Source organism: Streptomyces sp. NPDC086549 (assembly GCF_044746205.1).
GTDB lineage: Bacteria > Actinomycetota > Actinomycetes > Streptomycetales > Streptomycetaceae > Streptomyces.
Genome location: NZ_JBIVBS010000005.1, coordinates 211,652 through 226,470, shown reverse-complemented (window position 1 = coordinate 226,470; position 14,819 = coordinate 211,652). Strand labels below are relative to the sequence as shown.

The following is a 14,819-nucleotide window of genomic DNA, read 5'->3' as shown; positions in this document are numbered from 1 at the left end:
GGTCTTGGGTGGGACGAGTGCCGCCGGGCCGGATCATCGAACACCGGAGCGGCGGCATCACGGAATCTCTGGGAGGATCCCGATATGTCCGATACGTCCGAGGCTGGTGCGACGGGCGACTGTACCGACCGTACTGAGCCCCGAACCGCCCTCACCGAAGCCGAGGTGGAAGCCCTGGTCCGGGGCATCTGCTTCAAGACCGGACCGCCCCGATCTCTCGGGGTCGAAGTGGAATGGCTGGTCCACGAGCTGCGGATGCCGCAGCTCCCCGTGACACCCGAACGACTCGAAGCGGCCTACGCCGCACTGCGTACCGTGCCCCTGAGGTCGGCGCTCACCGTCGAGCCCGGCGGCCAGCTGGAACTGAGCTCGCCGCCCGCCACCTCGCTGATGGAGTGCATCGGTACCGTCTCCGCCGACCTGGACGCCGTACGCGCGATCCTGGCCGAGGACGGCCTCGGCCTCGTCGGTGTCGGACACGATCCCTGGCACGAGCCCCGCAGGTTCCTGCGTCAGCCGCGCTACGACGCCATGGAGACCTGCCTGGACCGCACCGGCACGGCGGGCCGGCACATGATGTGCGCCTCGGCCTCCGTCCAGGTGTGCGTGGACGCCGGATACGAGGAACCCGGCCCGCTGGGCCACGGCCGCCGCTGGTGGCTGGCCCACCAGCTGGGCCCGGTCCTGGTGGCCGCGTTCGCCAACTCCCCGCTGGTCGAAGGACGGCCCACGGGCTGGCTCTCCACCCGGCAGTTGCTGTGGATGGAGATCGGCGCGGGCCGGGCGGGCGCTCCCCCGCTGGACGGGGAGCCGCGGGCCGCGTGGGCCCGCCACGTCCTCGACGCCCCGGTGATGTGCGTGCGGCGCGACGGCGTCCCGTGGGAGGTGCCCGAGGGACTCGCCTTCCGGGACTGGACCCGGTCGGGGGCGCCCCGGCCGCCGACCCGGGAGGACCTCGACTACCACCTCACGACACTGTTCCCGCCGGTCAGACCGCGCGGTCACCTGGAACTGCGCATGATCGACGCGCAGCCCGGCGACGACGGGTGGATCGTGCCGCTCGCGGTGACGGCCGCGCTCTTCGACGACCCGGAGGCGGCCGAGACCGCGTACCGGACCGTGAAGCCGCTGGCCGAGCGGGCCCAGCCCCGGCCCGCGCCGCACAACGCGCTGTGGCTCGACGCGGCTCGCAGCGGGCTCACCGACCCCGAGCTTCGCGAGGCCGCCGTCGCCTGTTTCGCGGCGGCCCTGGAGGCCCTGCCCCGCCTCGGCGCGACCCCCGAGGTCACGGAGGCCGTGGCGGCGTACCGCGACCGCTATGTCGTCCGGGGCCGCTGCCCCGCCGACGACCTGCTGGACCCCCTGCGCGGCACGGACCTCCCCCCGTCCCGGCGTCGCTCGACCGGGGGCACCCTCACCACTCACGGGAAGGACATCCGCACATGACCGCCCCCGAGACCGACGCCGAGGCCCTGCGTAAGCGCGCGCTGGCCTCGCTCACCACGGCCCGTGACCGCACCACGCTGCTGACCTCCTGCGTCGACGAGCCCGATCTCACCGCCCAGCACTCGCCGCTGATGTCCCCGCTGGTGTGGGACCTCGCCCACATCGGCAACCAGGAGGAGCTGTGGCTGCTGCGGACGGTCGGCGGCCGGGAGGCCATGCGGCCCGAGATCGACAGCCTGTACGACGCCTTCGAGCACCCGCGCGCCGAACGCCCCAAGCTGCCGCTGCTGCCGCCCGCCGAGGCCCGCCGGTACGCGGCCGAGGTGCGCGGCCGGGCCCTGGACCTGCTGGAGAGCACCGCGTTCCACGGCACCCGGCTGACCGAGGCGGGCTTCGCCTTCGGGATGATCGCGCAGCACGAACAGCAGCACGACGAGACGATGCTGATCACCCATCAGCTCCGCACCGGCCCGCAGGTCCTGACCGCACCCGACCCGGACCCGGCGCCCCTGTTCACCGGCCCCGCCGAAGTCTTGGTCCCCGGCGGCCCGTTCACCATGGGCACCTCCACCGAGCCGTGGGCGCTGGACAACGAACGCCCGGCGCACCGGCGCGAGGTGGCGCCCTTCCACATCGACACCACCCCCGTGACGAACGCCGCCTACCAGGCGTTCATCGAGGACGGCGGCTACGACACGGAGCGCTGGTGGGCGCCGGAGGGCTGGGCGCACATACGCCGGCACTCCATCGCCGCGCCCCTGTTCTGGCGCCGGGACGGCGGGCAGTGGCTCAGGCGCCACTTCGGCGTCACCGAGGTCGTACCGCCCGACGAGCCGGTGCTGCACGTGTGCTGGTACGAGGCGGACGCCTACGCCCGCTGGGCCGGGCGCCGGCTGCCCACCGAGACGGAGTGGGAGAAGGCGGCCCGGTACGACCCCGCCCAGGACCGCTCGACGCGCTATCCGTGGGGCGACGCCGATCCGGCACCGGAGCACGCCAACCTCGGTCAGCGGCATCTGCGGCCGGCCCCGGCCGGCAGCTATCCCGCTGGTGAATCACCGCTCGGGGTACGGCAGTTGATCGGGGACGTGTGGGAGTGGACGGCCAGCGACTTCCTGCCGTATCCGGGGTTCCGGGCGTTCCCGTACAAGGAGTACTCGGAGGTGTTCTTCGGGTCCGAGTACAAGGTGCTGCGCGGCGGTTCGTTCGCCGTGGACCCGGTGGCCTGCCGGGGCACGTTCCGCAACTGGGACTATCCGATCCGCCGGCAGATCTTCTCCGGGTTCCGCACCGCCCGCTCGGAGGCCGTCTGATGTGTCGTCATCTCGCGTACCTGGGACCCGAGGAGCCGCTGGGCCGGCTCCTGGTGGAGCCCCCGCACGGTCTGTACCGCCAGTCGTGGGCGCCTCGGCGGCAGCGGTACGGGACGGTCAACGCCGACGGCTTCGGGGTGGGCTGGTACGCCCCGGGCGATCCGGTGCCGGCCCGCTACCGGCGGGCCGGGCCGATCTGGGCCGACCTCTCTTTCGCCGATCTGGCCCGGGCCGTACGCACCGGCGCGCTGCTCGCCGCGGTGCGCGACGCGACCCTGGCGAGCGCGGACGGGGAGGCCGCGGCGGCGCCGTTCGCCGCGGGCCGCCGGCTGTTCAGCCACAACGGCGCCATCGCCGGCTGGCCGCGGTCGGCGGCGCCGCTCGCCCCCGCACTGCCTCCCGTCGACCTGCTGTCCCTTGAGGCGCGCACCGACTCGGCGTTCGTCTGGGCGCTGGTCCTGCACCGGCTGCGCGGCGGCGACGATGCGGGACAAGCGCTTGCCGAAACGGTTCAGCAGGTCGCGGAAGCGGCCCCGGCCTCCCGCCTCAACCTGCTGCTCACCGACGGCGAGACCATCACGGCCACCGCCTGGGGCGACACCCTCTGGTACCTCGCGGAACCCGGCCGAGGCACCGTCGTGGCCTCCGAGCCCTACGACGACGACCCGCACTGGCAGGAGGTCCCCGACCGCACGCTGCTCACGGCGAACCGCGCCGGCGTGCTGCTCACCCCGGTCGAGGACCCGGCATCCTCCCCCACTCTCAGCTCCGTTCGAGCGGGAGGACCCCCATCCCCGAAGGAGCCCTGTACGTGAGCCCCCTGCAAGTCACCCGCACCCTTCCCGAGGACGCGACGGACGCCGCGCTGCGCGCCGACGTCCACGACGGCCTCACCTCCGTGCCCAAGACGCTGCCGCCGAAGTGGTTCTACGACGCCCGGGGCAGCGAGCTCTTCGAGGAGATCACCGCACTGCCCGAGTACTACCCAACGCGCGCCGAGCGCGAGATCCTCGCCGCACGGGCCGGCGAGATCGCGGCGGCGGCCGGCGCCCGCACCCTGGTGGAACTGGGCTCCGGCTCCTCGGAGAAGACCCGCTACCTGCTCGACGCGCTCACCGACCTGACCACCTACGTCCCCGTCGACGTCAGCGAGAGCGCGCTCACCCAGGCGGGGCAGGCCCTCGTCGAGGCGCGGCCGGGGCTCTGCGTGCACGCGCTGATCGCCGACTTCACCGCCCGGCTGAAGCTCCCCGACACGCCCGGCCCGCGGCTCGTCGCCTTCCTGGGCGGCACCATCGGCAACCTGCTGCCCGCCGAACGCGCAGGCTTCCTGGCGTCGGTGCGCGGGCTGCTGTCACCGGGCGACGCGCTGCTGCTCGGCACTGACCTGGTCAAGGACGAGTCGGTCCTGGTCAGGGCGTACGACGACGCGGCCGGGGTGACGGCCGAGTTCAACAAGAACGTCCTCGCCGTCGTCAATCGCGAGCTGGGCGCCGACTTCGACGCGGACGCCTTCGACCATGTGGCGCTGTGGGACGCGACGAACGAGTGGATCGAGATGCGGCTGCGCTCCCGTACGGCGCAGACCGTGAAGATCCCCGCGGTCGACCTGGCCGTGGACTTCGCGGCGGGCGAGGAGCTGCGCACCGAGGTGTCGGCGAAGTTCCGCAAGGAGGGCATCACCGCCGAACTGGCGGCGGCCGGTCTTGAGCTGACCCACTGGTGGACGGACGCGCAGGGCCGTTTCGCACTGTCGCTGAGCACGGTCCGATGAGCACGGTCCGGTGAGTCACCGGGGGCGCTCGGCCGTGCGCGGCACCGGCCGCCTCGGCCGACGCCCCCTCCTCCCCGGCCACGGCGTCGTACGGGCGGCGACGCCTCGCGCTCCGACCGTGCATACGGCACGGTGGAGTGACGCGTGACGATCCCGTCACGCTGAGAGAGGAGCACCCGCATGACCAACCACACCTATCGGGTCACGGAGATCGTCGGCACCTCCCCCGAGGGCGTCGACAAGGCCATCCGCAACGGCATCGCCCGCGCCTCCCAGACCCTGCGCAACCTGGACTGGTTCGAGGTGACGCAGGTCAGGGGCCAGATCGAGGACGGGCAGATCGGGCACTGGCAGGTCGGCCTGAAGGTCGGCTTCCGGATCGAGGACGAGGGCTGAGCGAGGCCCGGCGCACCGGCCGGTTCAGGTCCGCCCCTCCCGCTCCTGAGCGTCCTCCAGCGCGGCGGACCGGTCGGCCCAGCGGGCCCGTACGACGGTGAAACCCGCCTGTTCGGCGTCCTCGCACACCAGCTTGTCGTCGTCCACCAGGACGCGGATCTCGCGGTCGCGGGCGAGGCGCCGCAGGATCTCCAGCTTGGTGTACCGGGCGCCTCTGCGGTCGCCGTCGCGCCGCATGAACACACGCCCCTCGGGGAGCCCCTGGGCGGCCAGCCAGTCGTACGTGTCGCGCCGGCACCGCTCGGGCCGCCCCGTGAGATACACGATCTCGCACTCCCGCGCCCTCTCCAGCACCAGCGCCACCCCCTCGGCGAGCGGTGGATCCAGCGGCGCCGCGGCGAAGAAGCCCTCCCAGTCCCGCGGACGGTCCGCCAGGAACCGCTGCCGGTGCGCGGTGTCGGCGAGCGTGTTGTCGAGGTCGAACACGGCGAGCGGGCGACTGCTGCTGTCCATCACCCGGCCACCATAGTCAGCCCGACGGACCCGGCAACCTCCCTGCCCCGGGCGGCGACTGCCCTGTGACCGAGCGGGCACGCGAAGGCGGGAGGACGCGCATGCGCAACACATCGATCTGGACGGCGGCGGCGATGAACGGGGCGACGACGGCTTCGGCGCCTTGACGTATCGCCGCGGCATCGCGCCGTGCGGAATCCCGCGGGCGCTGCGGTGTTGTACCCCCTATGAGCTCCGCCGTCGCGACGACCCCCTTCTCCGTCCTCGACCGCTCCCGCACCCGGGAGGGCCACACGCACGCCGAGGCGCTGCGGGACACCGTCGCGCTGGCGCGGCAGCTGGAGGCGCTCGGATATCACCGCTTCTGGGTCTCCGAACACCACGGCGTACCCGGTGTCGCCGGGTCCGCGCCGACCGTGCTGGCCGCCGCCGTGGCGGGCGCCACGCGCACGATCCGGGTCGGCACCGGCGGCGTGATGCTGCCCAACCACCGGCCACTGGTCGTGGCCGAACAGTTCGGGGTGCTGGAGTCTCTGTTCCCGGGGCGGATCGACATGGGCCTGGGCCGCTCGGTGGGCTTCACCGACGGGGTGCGCAGGGCGCTGGGACGCGGCAAGGACGACGCGGAGGACTTCGCGGCCCAGCTCGACGAGTTGCTGGGCTGGTTCGAGGGGACCTCCCCGACCGGGGTGCACGCGCGTCCGGCCGAGGGGCTGCGCGTGCCGCCGTTCGTGCTGGCCATGGGCGAGGGCGCGGGGATCGCGGCCCGCGCCGGGCTGCCCATGGTCATCGGCGACCTGCGCAACCGGGAGAAGATGCTGCGCGGCATCGACCACTACCGGGACCGCTTCCGGCCCTCGCCCTGGGCGTCGGAGCCGTACGTCGTCGTCTCCGGCACCGTCGCGGTGGCCGCCACACCCGAGGAGGCCCGGCGGCTGCTGGTCCCGGAGGCCTGGTCCATGGCCCACGCGCGCACCCACGGCACCTTCCCGCCCCTGCCGCCCGCCGAGCGGGCCGAGGCCCGTACGTCGACCGCGAAGGAGCGCGGCTTCTACCAGTCCGGCCTGACCGGGCACATCGCGGGCACCGAGGAGCAGGTGGCCGACGAGCTGGAGATGGTGCTGAAGGACACCGGCGCACAGGAGATCCTCGTCACGACCAGCACATACGACCGATCGGCGCTGCTGGACTCCTACCGACGGCTGGCCGCGATCGTGGGCCGGGCGAGGAACACCGAGTGACCGTGACGCTTCGGCCCCTGACCGCTCCCGCAGTCCTCAGACGGCGGCCGCCTGTTCCGTCCGGATCGTGATCGCCCCGTCCGCGGCGTCCACCACGGCCCGGTCGCCCGCGTTCAGCTGACCGGACAGGAGCAGGTCGGCGAGGCGGTCGTCGACCTCGCGCTGGATGGTGCGGCGCAGCGGGCGGGCGCCGAACTCGGGCTGGTGGCCGATGTGCGCGAGCAGGTCGGCGGCCGCTTCGGTGACCTCCATCGTGACGTCCTGGGCGGTCAGGCGGCGCCGGGTGTGTTCCAGCAGCAGGTCGACGATCTGGCGCAACTGGGTGCGGTCCAGGCCGCGGAAGACGATGATCTCGTCGATGCGGTTGAGGAACTCGGGCCGGAAGTGCTGCTGGAGTGCGGGCATGACGGCTTCGCGGACCTTGGTGTAGTCCTCGGTGCCGGCGGCCAGGATCCGGTCGGCGCCGATGTTCGACGTCATGATCACGACGGTGTTCTTGAAGTCCACCGTGCGCCCCTGCGAGTCGGTGAGGCGGCCGTCGTCGAGCAGTTGCAGCAGGGTGTTGAAGACGTCCGGGTGCGCCTTCTCGACCTCGTCGAGCAGCAGCACGGCGTACGGCTGCCTGCGCACGGCCTCGGTGAGCTGGCCGGCCTCCTCGTGGCCGACGTATCCGGGAGGCGCCCCGACCAGCCGGGAGACGGTGTGCCGCTCCTGGAACTCGCTCATGTCCAGGCGGATCATGCGGGTCTCGTCGCCGAACAGGGCGGCCGCGAGGGCGCGGGCGAGTTCTGTCTTGCCGACGCCCGTGGGCCCCAGGAACAGGAAGCTGCCGACCGGGCGGTTGGGGTCGCTCATGCCGGCGCGCGCACGGCGGACGGCCCGCGCGACGGCGGTGATCGCCTCGTCCTGGCCGACGACCCGCTCGTGGAGGTGCTCCTCCAGCTTCATCAGCCGCTCGCGCTCCTCCTCGGTGAGCTGGGCGACGGGGATGCCGGTGGTGCGGGAGACGACCTCGGCGATGTCCTCGGCGGTGACCCTGGGCGCGTGCTTGTCCGCCCTGCCCATGTCGGCCCGCTGCCCCTCGGCCTCCTTGATCCGGTCGCGCAGTTCCCTGGCGCGCTCGTACTCCTCGTCGGCCACCGCCTGGTCCTTCTCCCGGTTCAGGGCGGCGATCCGGTCCTCGATCTCCCGGATGTCGGCCACCGGGGTCTTGTCGCGCAGCCGGACCCGGGCGGCGGCCTGGTCCATCAGGTCGATGGCCTTGTCCGGCAGGAAGCGGGAGGTGATGTAGCGGTCGGACAGCTCGGCCGAGGCGACGACCGCCTCGTCGGTGATGCGGACCTGGTGGTGGGCCTCGTAGCGGTCGCGCAGGCCGCGCAGGATCTCGATGGTGTCGTCGACGGTCGGCTCGCCGACCAGGATGGGGGCGAAGCGGCGCTCCAGCGCCGCGTCCTTCTCGATGTGCCTGCGGTACTCGTCGACGGTCGTCGCGCCGATGAGGTGCAGCTGGCCGCGGGCCAGGGCGGGCTTGAGCATGTTGCCCGCGTCCATGGCGCCCTCGCCGCCCGCGCCGGCGCCGACGACGGTGTGCATCTCGTCCAGGAACAGCACCAGTTCGTCGCCGTGCTCGGCCACCTCGTCGAGCAGTTTCTTCAGCCGCTCCTCGAACTCGCCCCGGTACTTGGTTCCGGCCACCATCGCGGCCAGGTCCAGGGCGACCAGCCGCTTGCCCTCCAGGGTCCTGGGCACGTCACCCGCGGCGATGCGCTGGGCGATGCCCTCGACGATGGCGGTCTTGCCGACGCCCGGGTCGCCGATGAGAACCGGGTTGTTCTTGCTGCGCCGGGAGAGGACCTCGATGGTCTGCTCGACCTCCTCGTCCCGGCCGATCACGGGGTCGAGGCGCCCGGCACGGGCGTCCTCGGTGAGGTCGCGGCCGTACTCGTCGATGGTCGGCGTGCTGCTGGGCTTCTTGTGCTCCCCCGCCGCCTCCGTGGGCATCCGGGTCGCCTCCCAGCCGCTCTCGGCGAGCTCCCGCCCGGCCGCCGACTCCGGGTTCGCGGCGAGCGCCCGCAGCAGATGTTCGGGCCCGATGTAGGAGGCGTCCTCGGCGCGGGAGATCTGGTAGGCGTCCAGCAGGGCGCGCTTGGCGGCCGGGGTGAGGGTGGCGGGCTCGCTCCGCTGGGCGCCTTCCGCGCCGATAATGAGCCGCTCCCGGATCCGGTCGGGGTCCGCGCCCGCGTCGATGAGCAGGCGCCGGGTCGAATCGTGCCGGGTGGCGGCAGCCAGCAGATGCCGGGCGTCGACGTCGTCGCCGCCTTCCGTGGCGGCAATGTCCCTCGCGTCGGCAACCAGCTCACGGGCCCGCTCGGAGAGCAGGCTGCCGATGTCCACGGTCTGCACCCGCCGGGCGTGCGAGACCGGACCGGCCCCGCCGAAGAAGCGGTTCATGAGGTCGTCGAACTCTTCGAAGGGGCTGCGTCCGAAACCGAAACCGGGTGTAGTCATGAAACGGGCCTTTCTGGAGCGTCGGGCGTGCCGCGTCTGGGGTGTCGGGCGTGCCGCGCCTTCCAAACTGGCACAAACAGGGCACGCTCGCACAGGGACACCAGTGCCGAGATGCGAACCACGCCCCGGCCACGGAGGCTGGGAGACGGAACCTCTATCGGCGAGGAGGACTGCCATGTCCTTCAAGGACAAGATCAAGGGCATGCTGAAGGGCCACGAGGAGCAGGCGGGCAAGGCCGTCGACAAGGGCGGCGACTACGTCGACGAGAAGACCCAGGGCAAGTACAGGTCCCAGGTCGACACCGCCCAGCAAAAGCTGAAGGACGAGCTCGGAAGCCAGGAGCGGGACTACCCGCCGCACCCGTAACCGCTGGTCAGGCGGGGTGCGACGGACACCGGGCTAGAATCGCGGGGTTTGTCCCCGCCCGGTAGGCCCGGCCCGTACGGAGTTCCCCGATGCACAGTCCCCACGACCCGTACGTCCGTGTCCGGGGCGCCCGCGAGCACAACCTCAAGGGCGTGGACGTGGACGTCCCCCGGGACGTGCTGGTCGTGTTCAGCGGGGTGTCCGGCTCCGGGAAGTCGTCGCTGGCGTTCGGCACGATCTACGCGGAGGCGCAGCGGCGCTACTTCGAGTCGGTGGCGCCCTACGCCCGGCGTCTGATCCACCAGGTCGGGGCTCCGAAGGTCGGGGAGATCACCGGGCTGCCGCCCGCGGTCTCGCTCCAGCAGCGACGCTCGTCGCCGACCTCGCGCTCCTCGGTCGGCACGGTCACCAACCTGTCCAACTCCCTGCGCATGCTGTTCTCGCGCGCCGGCGACTATCCGCCGGGCGCCGAACGGCTCGACTCCGACGCCTTCTCCCCCAACACGGCGGCAGGGGCCTGCCCCGAGTGCCACGGTCTCGGGCAGGTGCACCGAACGACCGAGGAACTGCTGGTCCCCGACCCGTCGCTGTCGGTCCGTGAGGGAGCGATCGCCGCCTGGCCGGGCGCCTGGCAGGGCAAGAACCTGCGCGACATCCTCGACGCCCTCGGGTACGACGTGGACCGGCCGTGGCGCGAACTCCCCGCCGAACAGCGGCGGTGGATCCTGTTCACGGACGAGCAGCCGGTCGTCACGGTGCATCCGGTGCGCGACGCCGACCGCATCCAACGGCCGTACCAGGGCACGTACATGAGCGCCCACCGGTATGTGATGAAGACCTTCTCGGACTCCAGGAGCCCGACCCTGCGGGCGAAGGCGGAGCGCTTCCTGACCAGCGCGCCCTGTCCGGCGTGCGGCGGCAGCAGGCTGCGGCCCGAGGCACTGGCGGTGACCTTCGCGGGCCGTACGATCGCGGAGCTGGCCGCGCTGCCGCTGGCCGAGCTGGCCGGCCTGCTGCGGGGCACGTCGGAGACCGCCCGCGTCCTCACCGAGGACCTCAGATCCCGGATCGCGCCGGTCGTCGAGCTCGGCCTCGGCTACCTCGGCCTCGACCGCGCGGCGCCCACCCTGTCCGCGGGCGAGCTGCAACGGCTGCGGCTCGCCACCCAGTTGAGGTCCGGTCTGTTCGGTGTGGTGTACGTCCTCGACGAGCCGTCGGCCGGTCTGCACCCGGCGGACACGGAGGCCCTGCTCACGGTGCTGGCGCGGCTGAAGGCGGCGGGCAACTCGGTGTTCGTGGTGGAGCACCACCTGGACGTGGTGCGCGGCGCCGACTGGCTGGTGGACGTGGGCCCGCGCGCGGGCGAGCACGGCGGGCAGGTACTGCACAGCGGACCGGTGCCGGAGCTGGCGTCGGTCGCCGGGTCGGCGACGGCCCGCTTCCTGTTCGACCGCTCCCCCGCGCCGGCCCGTGAGGTCCGTGCGCCGCGCGGCCGGTTGCGGGTCGGCCCGGTGACCCGGCACAACCTGCGCGGGGTGACGGCCGAGTTCCCGCTCGGCGTGCTGACCGCGGTCACCGGCGTGTCCGGCTCCGGGAAGTCGACGCTCATCGGCGAGATCACGGAGGAGCCGGCCGGGGTCGGCCGGCTGGTCTCGGTCGACCAGAAGCCGATCGGACGCACCCCCCGCTCCAACCTGGCCACCTACACGGGTCTGTTCGACGTCGTACGCAAGGTGTTCGCGGCCACCGAAGAGGCCCGCGAACGGGGTTACGGCGTGGGGCGGTTCTCCTTCAATGTCGCGGGCGGGCGCTGCGAGACCTGCCAGGGCGAGGGGTTCGTCAGTGTCGAGCTGCTCTTCCTGCCGAGCACCTACGCGCCGTGCCCGGACTGCGGCGGGGCGCGCTACCGCCCCGAGACGCTCGAAGTGACGTACCGGGGACGGAACATCGCCCAGGTGCTGGACCTGACGGTGCAGGGCGCGGCGGAGTTCTTCGCGGACACCCCGGCCGTGGCCCGGAGCCTGGGCGCGCTGCTCGACGTGGGGCTCGGCTATCTGCGGCTCGGGCAGCCCGCGACCGAGCTGTCCGGCGGGGAGGCCCAGCGCATCAAGCTGGCCGGCGAGCTGCAGCGCGGCCGGCGCGGCCACACCCTCTATCTCCTCGACGAGCCGACGACCGGCCTCCACCCGGCCGACGTCGAGGTGCTGATGCGCCAGCTGCACGGGCTGGTGGACGCCGGGCACACGGTGGTGGTCGTCGAGCACGACATGGCGGTGGTGGCGGGCGCCGACTGGGTGATCGACCTGGGGCCGGGCGGCGGCGAGGCGGGCGGACGGATCGTGGCGGAGGGGACACCGGGCGAGGTGGCGCGGGCGGAGGGGAGCGCGACGGCACGGTATCTGCGGCGGGCGCTCTCCGGGTGATCTTGCGGACCTCCCTGCTCAGGCTGCGCTCGGAGAACGGTCACCGAGTGCCGCCCCGGGCGTCACCAGGGCCGCGTGCGTCCGGGCGGGCCCGTGCGCGGCCGGCTCGGCGGCGCGGGCGAGGGAGCGGCGGTCGGGGTGGGTGCCCGGCGGGATCACCGGCCGTACCTCCACCTCGGCCACCAGTCCGCGCGCCGACGCCACCCGCCACAGCGAGGCGAGCAACGTGTCCTCGCCGACGAACGCGGGCGCGGTACTGGCCGCTCCCCCCGCCAGCCGGTAGCGCAGGCGCACCGGCTGGACGGGGACCCCGGCGTCGAGCGCGGCCTGGAAGACGGCCCGGTGGAAATGGCCCTGGGCGCGGCCGCACCAGGTGCTGCCCTCGGGGAAGGCGACGACCGCGGCGCCCTGGCGCAGGGTGTGCGCGATGCGGGCGACCGTGTCCGGGAGCGCGCGCAGCCGGTCGCGCTCTATGAACAGGACCCCGGCCCGTGCCGCCAGTGCCCCGGCCACGGGCCACTGGCGGATCTCCGTCTTGGCGAGCATCCGGGCCGGCCGCACGGCGGCCAGCAGGGGGATGTCCAGCCAGGAGACGTGGTTGGCCACCAGGAGCAGTCCGCCCGTGGGTGCGGCGGCGCCGGTCAGGCGGATCCGGACCCCGGCGGCCCGCACGATCGCCCGGCACCACCGTCCGACCAGTCCGGCGGGTATGCGCCCGCCGATCGGGATCAGCACGATCCCGGTCAGGACCAGGAGCGTGACACCCGTCAGCCGCAGCACGGCGCGTGGTGCGGCCGTCACGGACCCCGTCGGCTCCACGCACGCCCCCGGGGTGCAGGGCGCGCTCGGCAGCCACACGCTCATCAGGCCGGGACGAGCGAGAGGAAGTGCCGCAGATAGCGCGGGTTGACCCGGCGCATCGACAGCAGCACGTACAGGTCGGCGACCCCGAAGTCCGGGTCGTGCGCGGGCTCGGCACAGACCCAGGCGCCCAGGCGCAGGTAGCCACGCAGGAGGGCGGGCAGCTCGGTCCGGGCCGGCGGTGTGGCCTGTGTGGCCTGCTGGTCCGGGATCCAGGGCAGCAGCGGCCGTACCCGGAACTCCTCCGGGGCCAGGTGCTTGCCGCGCACCCGCTCCCAGGTGGCGGAGGCCAGGGCGCCGCCGTCGGCGAGCGGGATGGAGCAGCAGCCCGCCAGCCACTCGTGGCCGCGGTCCACCATGTAGCGGGCGATACCGGCCCAGATCAGGCCGATGACCGCGCCGTCGCGGTGGTCGGGGTGCACGCAGGAGCGGCCGACCTCGACCAGGCCGGGGCGGATCGGTTCGAGCGGGGCCAGGTCGAACTCGCCCTCCGAGTAGAGTCGTCCGGCGACCGCGGCCCGGTCGGGCGGCAGCAGCCGGTAGGTGCCGACGACCTGCCCGGTCACGGTGTCGCGCACGAGCAGGTGGTCGCAGTAGGCGTCGAAGGGGTCGATGTCGTACCCCGGCTGCGGGCTCGACAGCAGGGCGCCCATCTCCCCGGCGAACACGTCGTGCCGCAGCCGCTGCGCGGCACGCACGTCGGCCTCGTCACGGGCGAGGGTGACGGTGTAGCGGGTGGGTGCCGCGGGCTGCGGGGGACGGTCGAGGGTGGAAACGCCGGTCATGGCTCTCTCCTGGTCATCGGCCGGTTCGGCGGGGTAAGAGGGCGGGCCGGTTGCGTACGGCCCGCCGCTCCTGTTCTTCCGATGCCGGTTGGCCTGCACATGACCTGTGCCAGGAGAGTGGATGTGGGGATGTTGAACGCCGGGGTCCCCGACCGGTCAGCCGTCCTTCGTGACGCACCCGGCGAGCAGGCGCCCGGCCTCCTCGGCGTCCAGTACGCGCTCCAGGACGAGGTCGCCCCGCATGTTCGGGAAGAACCGGCCCGCGGGCCAGCTGCGCTCGTAGGGCGGCGGGTCGAGCACGAGCAGCCGGACTCCGTCGACGACGGGGATGTCGCTGGGCGTCCCCTCGTTCCACACCCATTCCCCGGCCGGGGTCACGAGGTTGAAGGACCCGGTGGTGTGCACCTGCCCGGGCTGGTCCCGGCACACGGCCGCCTCCTGCGCGGACGGGGCCCGGCCGGGTATGCGGCCGCCGCCGGCGAGGACGTCGGCGAGCAGGGTGTGCAGCTGGAAGTTGTCGCCGATGCCGCCCATCCGCATCGCGTAGCCGGTGCCGGTCGGGCGGTGCAGCACGATCAGCGGTTCGTCGTCGAGGACCAGCAGGGCGTAGGTCAGGCACTTGAAGTCGTGACCGGACGCCTCCTCGACGGTCCGCGCGGCCCGCAGCAGCCGGTCGCGCAGGGCGCCGTCGAGGGCGGTGCGCACCGCGGCGTGGTTGAGCATGGCGACGGACGCCATCTCCCACTGGGGCAGCGTCAGCCACGCCAGGGCCGCCTCCGGCCCGACGCGCTCGAAGAGCGACGGGTCCGGCTCATCGCCGTCCGGATCGGGGAACTCCCCTCCGCCGGTCTCCTCCCAGCGTTCGCAGAACTCCCCGGCGGCGGCGAGCGTCTCGGCGAGTTCGGCGAACACGTGCGGCGCGCAGGGCACCGCGTCGGCGCCGCGCTCCACACAGGCGCCGACGATCACGGCCACGGTGCCGCGCGGGCCCGGGGGCACCTCGGGCAGCAGTGCCGCCAGCCGCGGCGCCGCCCGGCCGACCTCCTGCTCCCCGGCCTGGCCGAAGTACCGGTACAGCTCCCCGAACGCGCGCTCGGAACGGTCGACGTCCCGGTCGTGCACAGCGGCCTCGAAGTCCGTGACGGCTTCGAGGAACCGCTCCCTCCCGTTGTTCTCGAAGATCATGCGCGCA

General features: G+C 73.2%; 13 protein-coding genes. 8 read left to right on the top strand and 5 right to left on the bottom strand.

The window, feature by feature from the left end; translation table 11 throughout:
- Positions 1-84 precede the first annotated feature (84 nt).
- From egtA to ACIPSA_RS18885, 5 genes are all read left to right on the top strand, one after another.
- The gene (gene egtA / locus ACIPSA_RS18905) at positions 85-1,446 is read left to right on the top strand and encodes an ergothioneine biosynthesis glutamate--cysteine ligase EgtA (protein ID WP_402635946.1); all 1,362 of its coding nucleotides are present in this window, start codon (positions 85-87) and stop codon (positions 1,444-1,446) included.
- Complete coding sequence (gene egtB / locus ACIPSA_RS18900) at positions 1,443-2,759, top strand: ergothioneine biosynthesis protein EgtB (RefSeq protein ID WP_402635943.1); 1,317 nt, start codon at positions 1,443-1,445, stop codon at positions 2,757-2,759. Before egtA ends, egtB begins: the two co-directional genes overlap by 4 nt.
- Positions 2,759-3,574, top strand: coding sequence for an ergothioneine biosynthesis protein EgtC (gene egtC / locus ACIPSA_RS18895; protein ID WP_402635940.1), 816 nt, complete (start codon positions 2,759-2,761; stop codon positions 3,572-3,574). The genes egtB and egtC overlap by 1 nt, the downstream gene beginning before the upstream one ends.
- Positions 3,571-4,533, top strand: a complete 963-nt coding sequence (gene egtD / locus ACIPSA_RS18890; protein WP_402635937.1) for an L-histidine N(alpha)-methyltransferase — start codon at positions 3,571-3,573, stop codon at positions 4,531-4,533. Before egtC ends, egtD begins: the two co-directional genes overlap by 4 nt.
- 180 nt (positions 4,534-4,713) lie before the next feature.
- Positions 4,714-4,929, top strand: coding sequence for a dodecin (locus ACIPSA_RS18885; protein ID WP_402635934.1), 216 nt, complete (start codon positions 4,714-4,716; stop codon positions 4,927-4,929).
- Between the two features lie 24 nt (positions 4,930-4,953).
- Here ACIPSA_RS18885 and ACIPSA_RS18880 read toward each other — a convergent pair whose 3' ends face one another.
- Positions 4,954-5,445: a hypothetical protein gene (locus ACIPSA_RS18880; protein ID WP_402635931.1), complete on the bottom strand. Its 492-nt coding sequence runs from the start codon at positions 5,443-5,445 to the stop codon at positions 4,954-4,956.
- 224 nt (positions 5,446-5,669) lie between these two features.
- Here ACIPSA_RS18880 and ACIPSA_RS18875 point away from each other — a divergent pair, with 224 nt between their 5' ends.
- Positions 5,670-6,683: an LLM class flavin-dependent oxidoreductase gene (locus ACIPSA_RS18875; RefSeq protein WP_402635928.1), complete on the top strand. Its 1,014-nt coding sequence runs from the start codon at positions 5,670-5,672 to the stop codon at positions 6,681-6,683.
- Between the two features lie 36 nt (positions 6,684-6,719).
- Here the strand turns inward: ACIPSA_RS18875 and ACIPSA_RS18870 are convergent, their stop codons facing one another.
- Positions 6,720-9,191, bottom strand: a complete 2,472-nt coding sequence (locus tag ACIPSA_RS18870) for an ATP-dependent Clp protease ATP-binding subunit (RefSeq protein ID WP_402635925.1) — start codon at positions 9,189-9,191, stop codon at positions 6,720-6,722.
- A 175-nt stretch (positions 9,192-9,366) separates the two neighbouring features.
- On the opposite strand from ACIPSA_RS18870, the gene ACIPSA_RS18865 reads away from it, so the two are divergent.
- Complete coding sequence (locus ACIPSA_RS18865) at positions 9,367-9,558, top strand: antitoxin (RefSeq protein WP_402635922.1); 192 nt, start codon at positions 9,367-9,369, stop codon at positions 9,556-9,558.
- A gap of 89 nt (positions 9,559-9,647) precedes the next feature.
- Positions 9,648-11,981, top strand: a complete 2,334-nt coding sequence (locus ACIPSA_RS18860) for an ATP-binding cassette domain-containing protein (protein ID WP_402635919.1) — start codon at positions 9,648-9,650, stop codon at positions 11,979-11,981.
- An 18-nt stretch (positions 11,982-11,999) separates the two neighbouring features.
- Here ACIPSA_RS18860 and ACIPSA_RS18855 read toward each other — a convergent pair whose 3' ends face one another.
- The 3 genes from ACIPSA_RS18855 to ACIPSA_RS18845 all read right to left on the bottom strand — a co-directional run bounded on the left by ACIPSA_RS18855 (position 12,000) and on the right by ACIPSA_RS18845 (position 14,812).
- Positions 12,000-12,845 carry a lysophospholipid acyltransferase family protein gene (locus tag ACIPSA_RS18855; RefSeq protein WP_402635916.1) on the bottom strand — a complete coding sequence of 282 codons (846 nt, stop codon included), beginning with the start codon at positions 12,843-12,845 and terminating at the stop codon, positions 12,000-12,002.
- Complete coding sequence (locus ACIPSA_RS18850) at positions 12,845-13,627, bottom strand: GNAT family N-acetyltransferase (protein ID WP_402635913.1); 783 nt, start codon at positions 13,625-13,627, stop codon at positions 12,845-12,847. Before ACIPSA_RS18850 ends, ACIPSA_RS18855 begins: the two co-directional genes overlap by 1 nt.
- Before the next feature lie 156 nt (positions 13,628-13,783).
- Positions 13,784-14,812 (bottom strand): hypothetical protein, encoded by a 1,029-nt coding sequence (locus ACIPSA_RS18845; protein WP_402635910.1) that lies wholly within the window; start codon positions 14,810-14,812, stop codon positions 13,784-13,786.
- Positions 14,813-14,819: the final 7 nt, after the last annotated feature.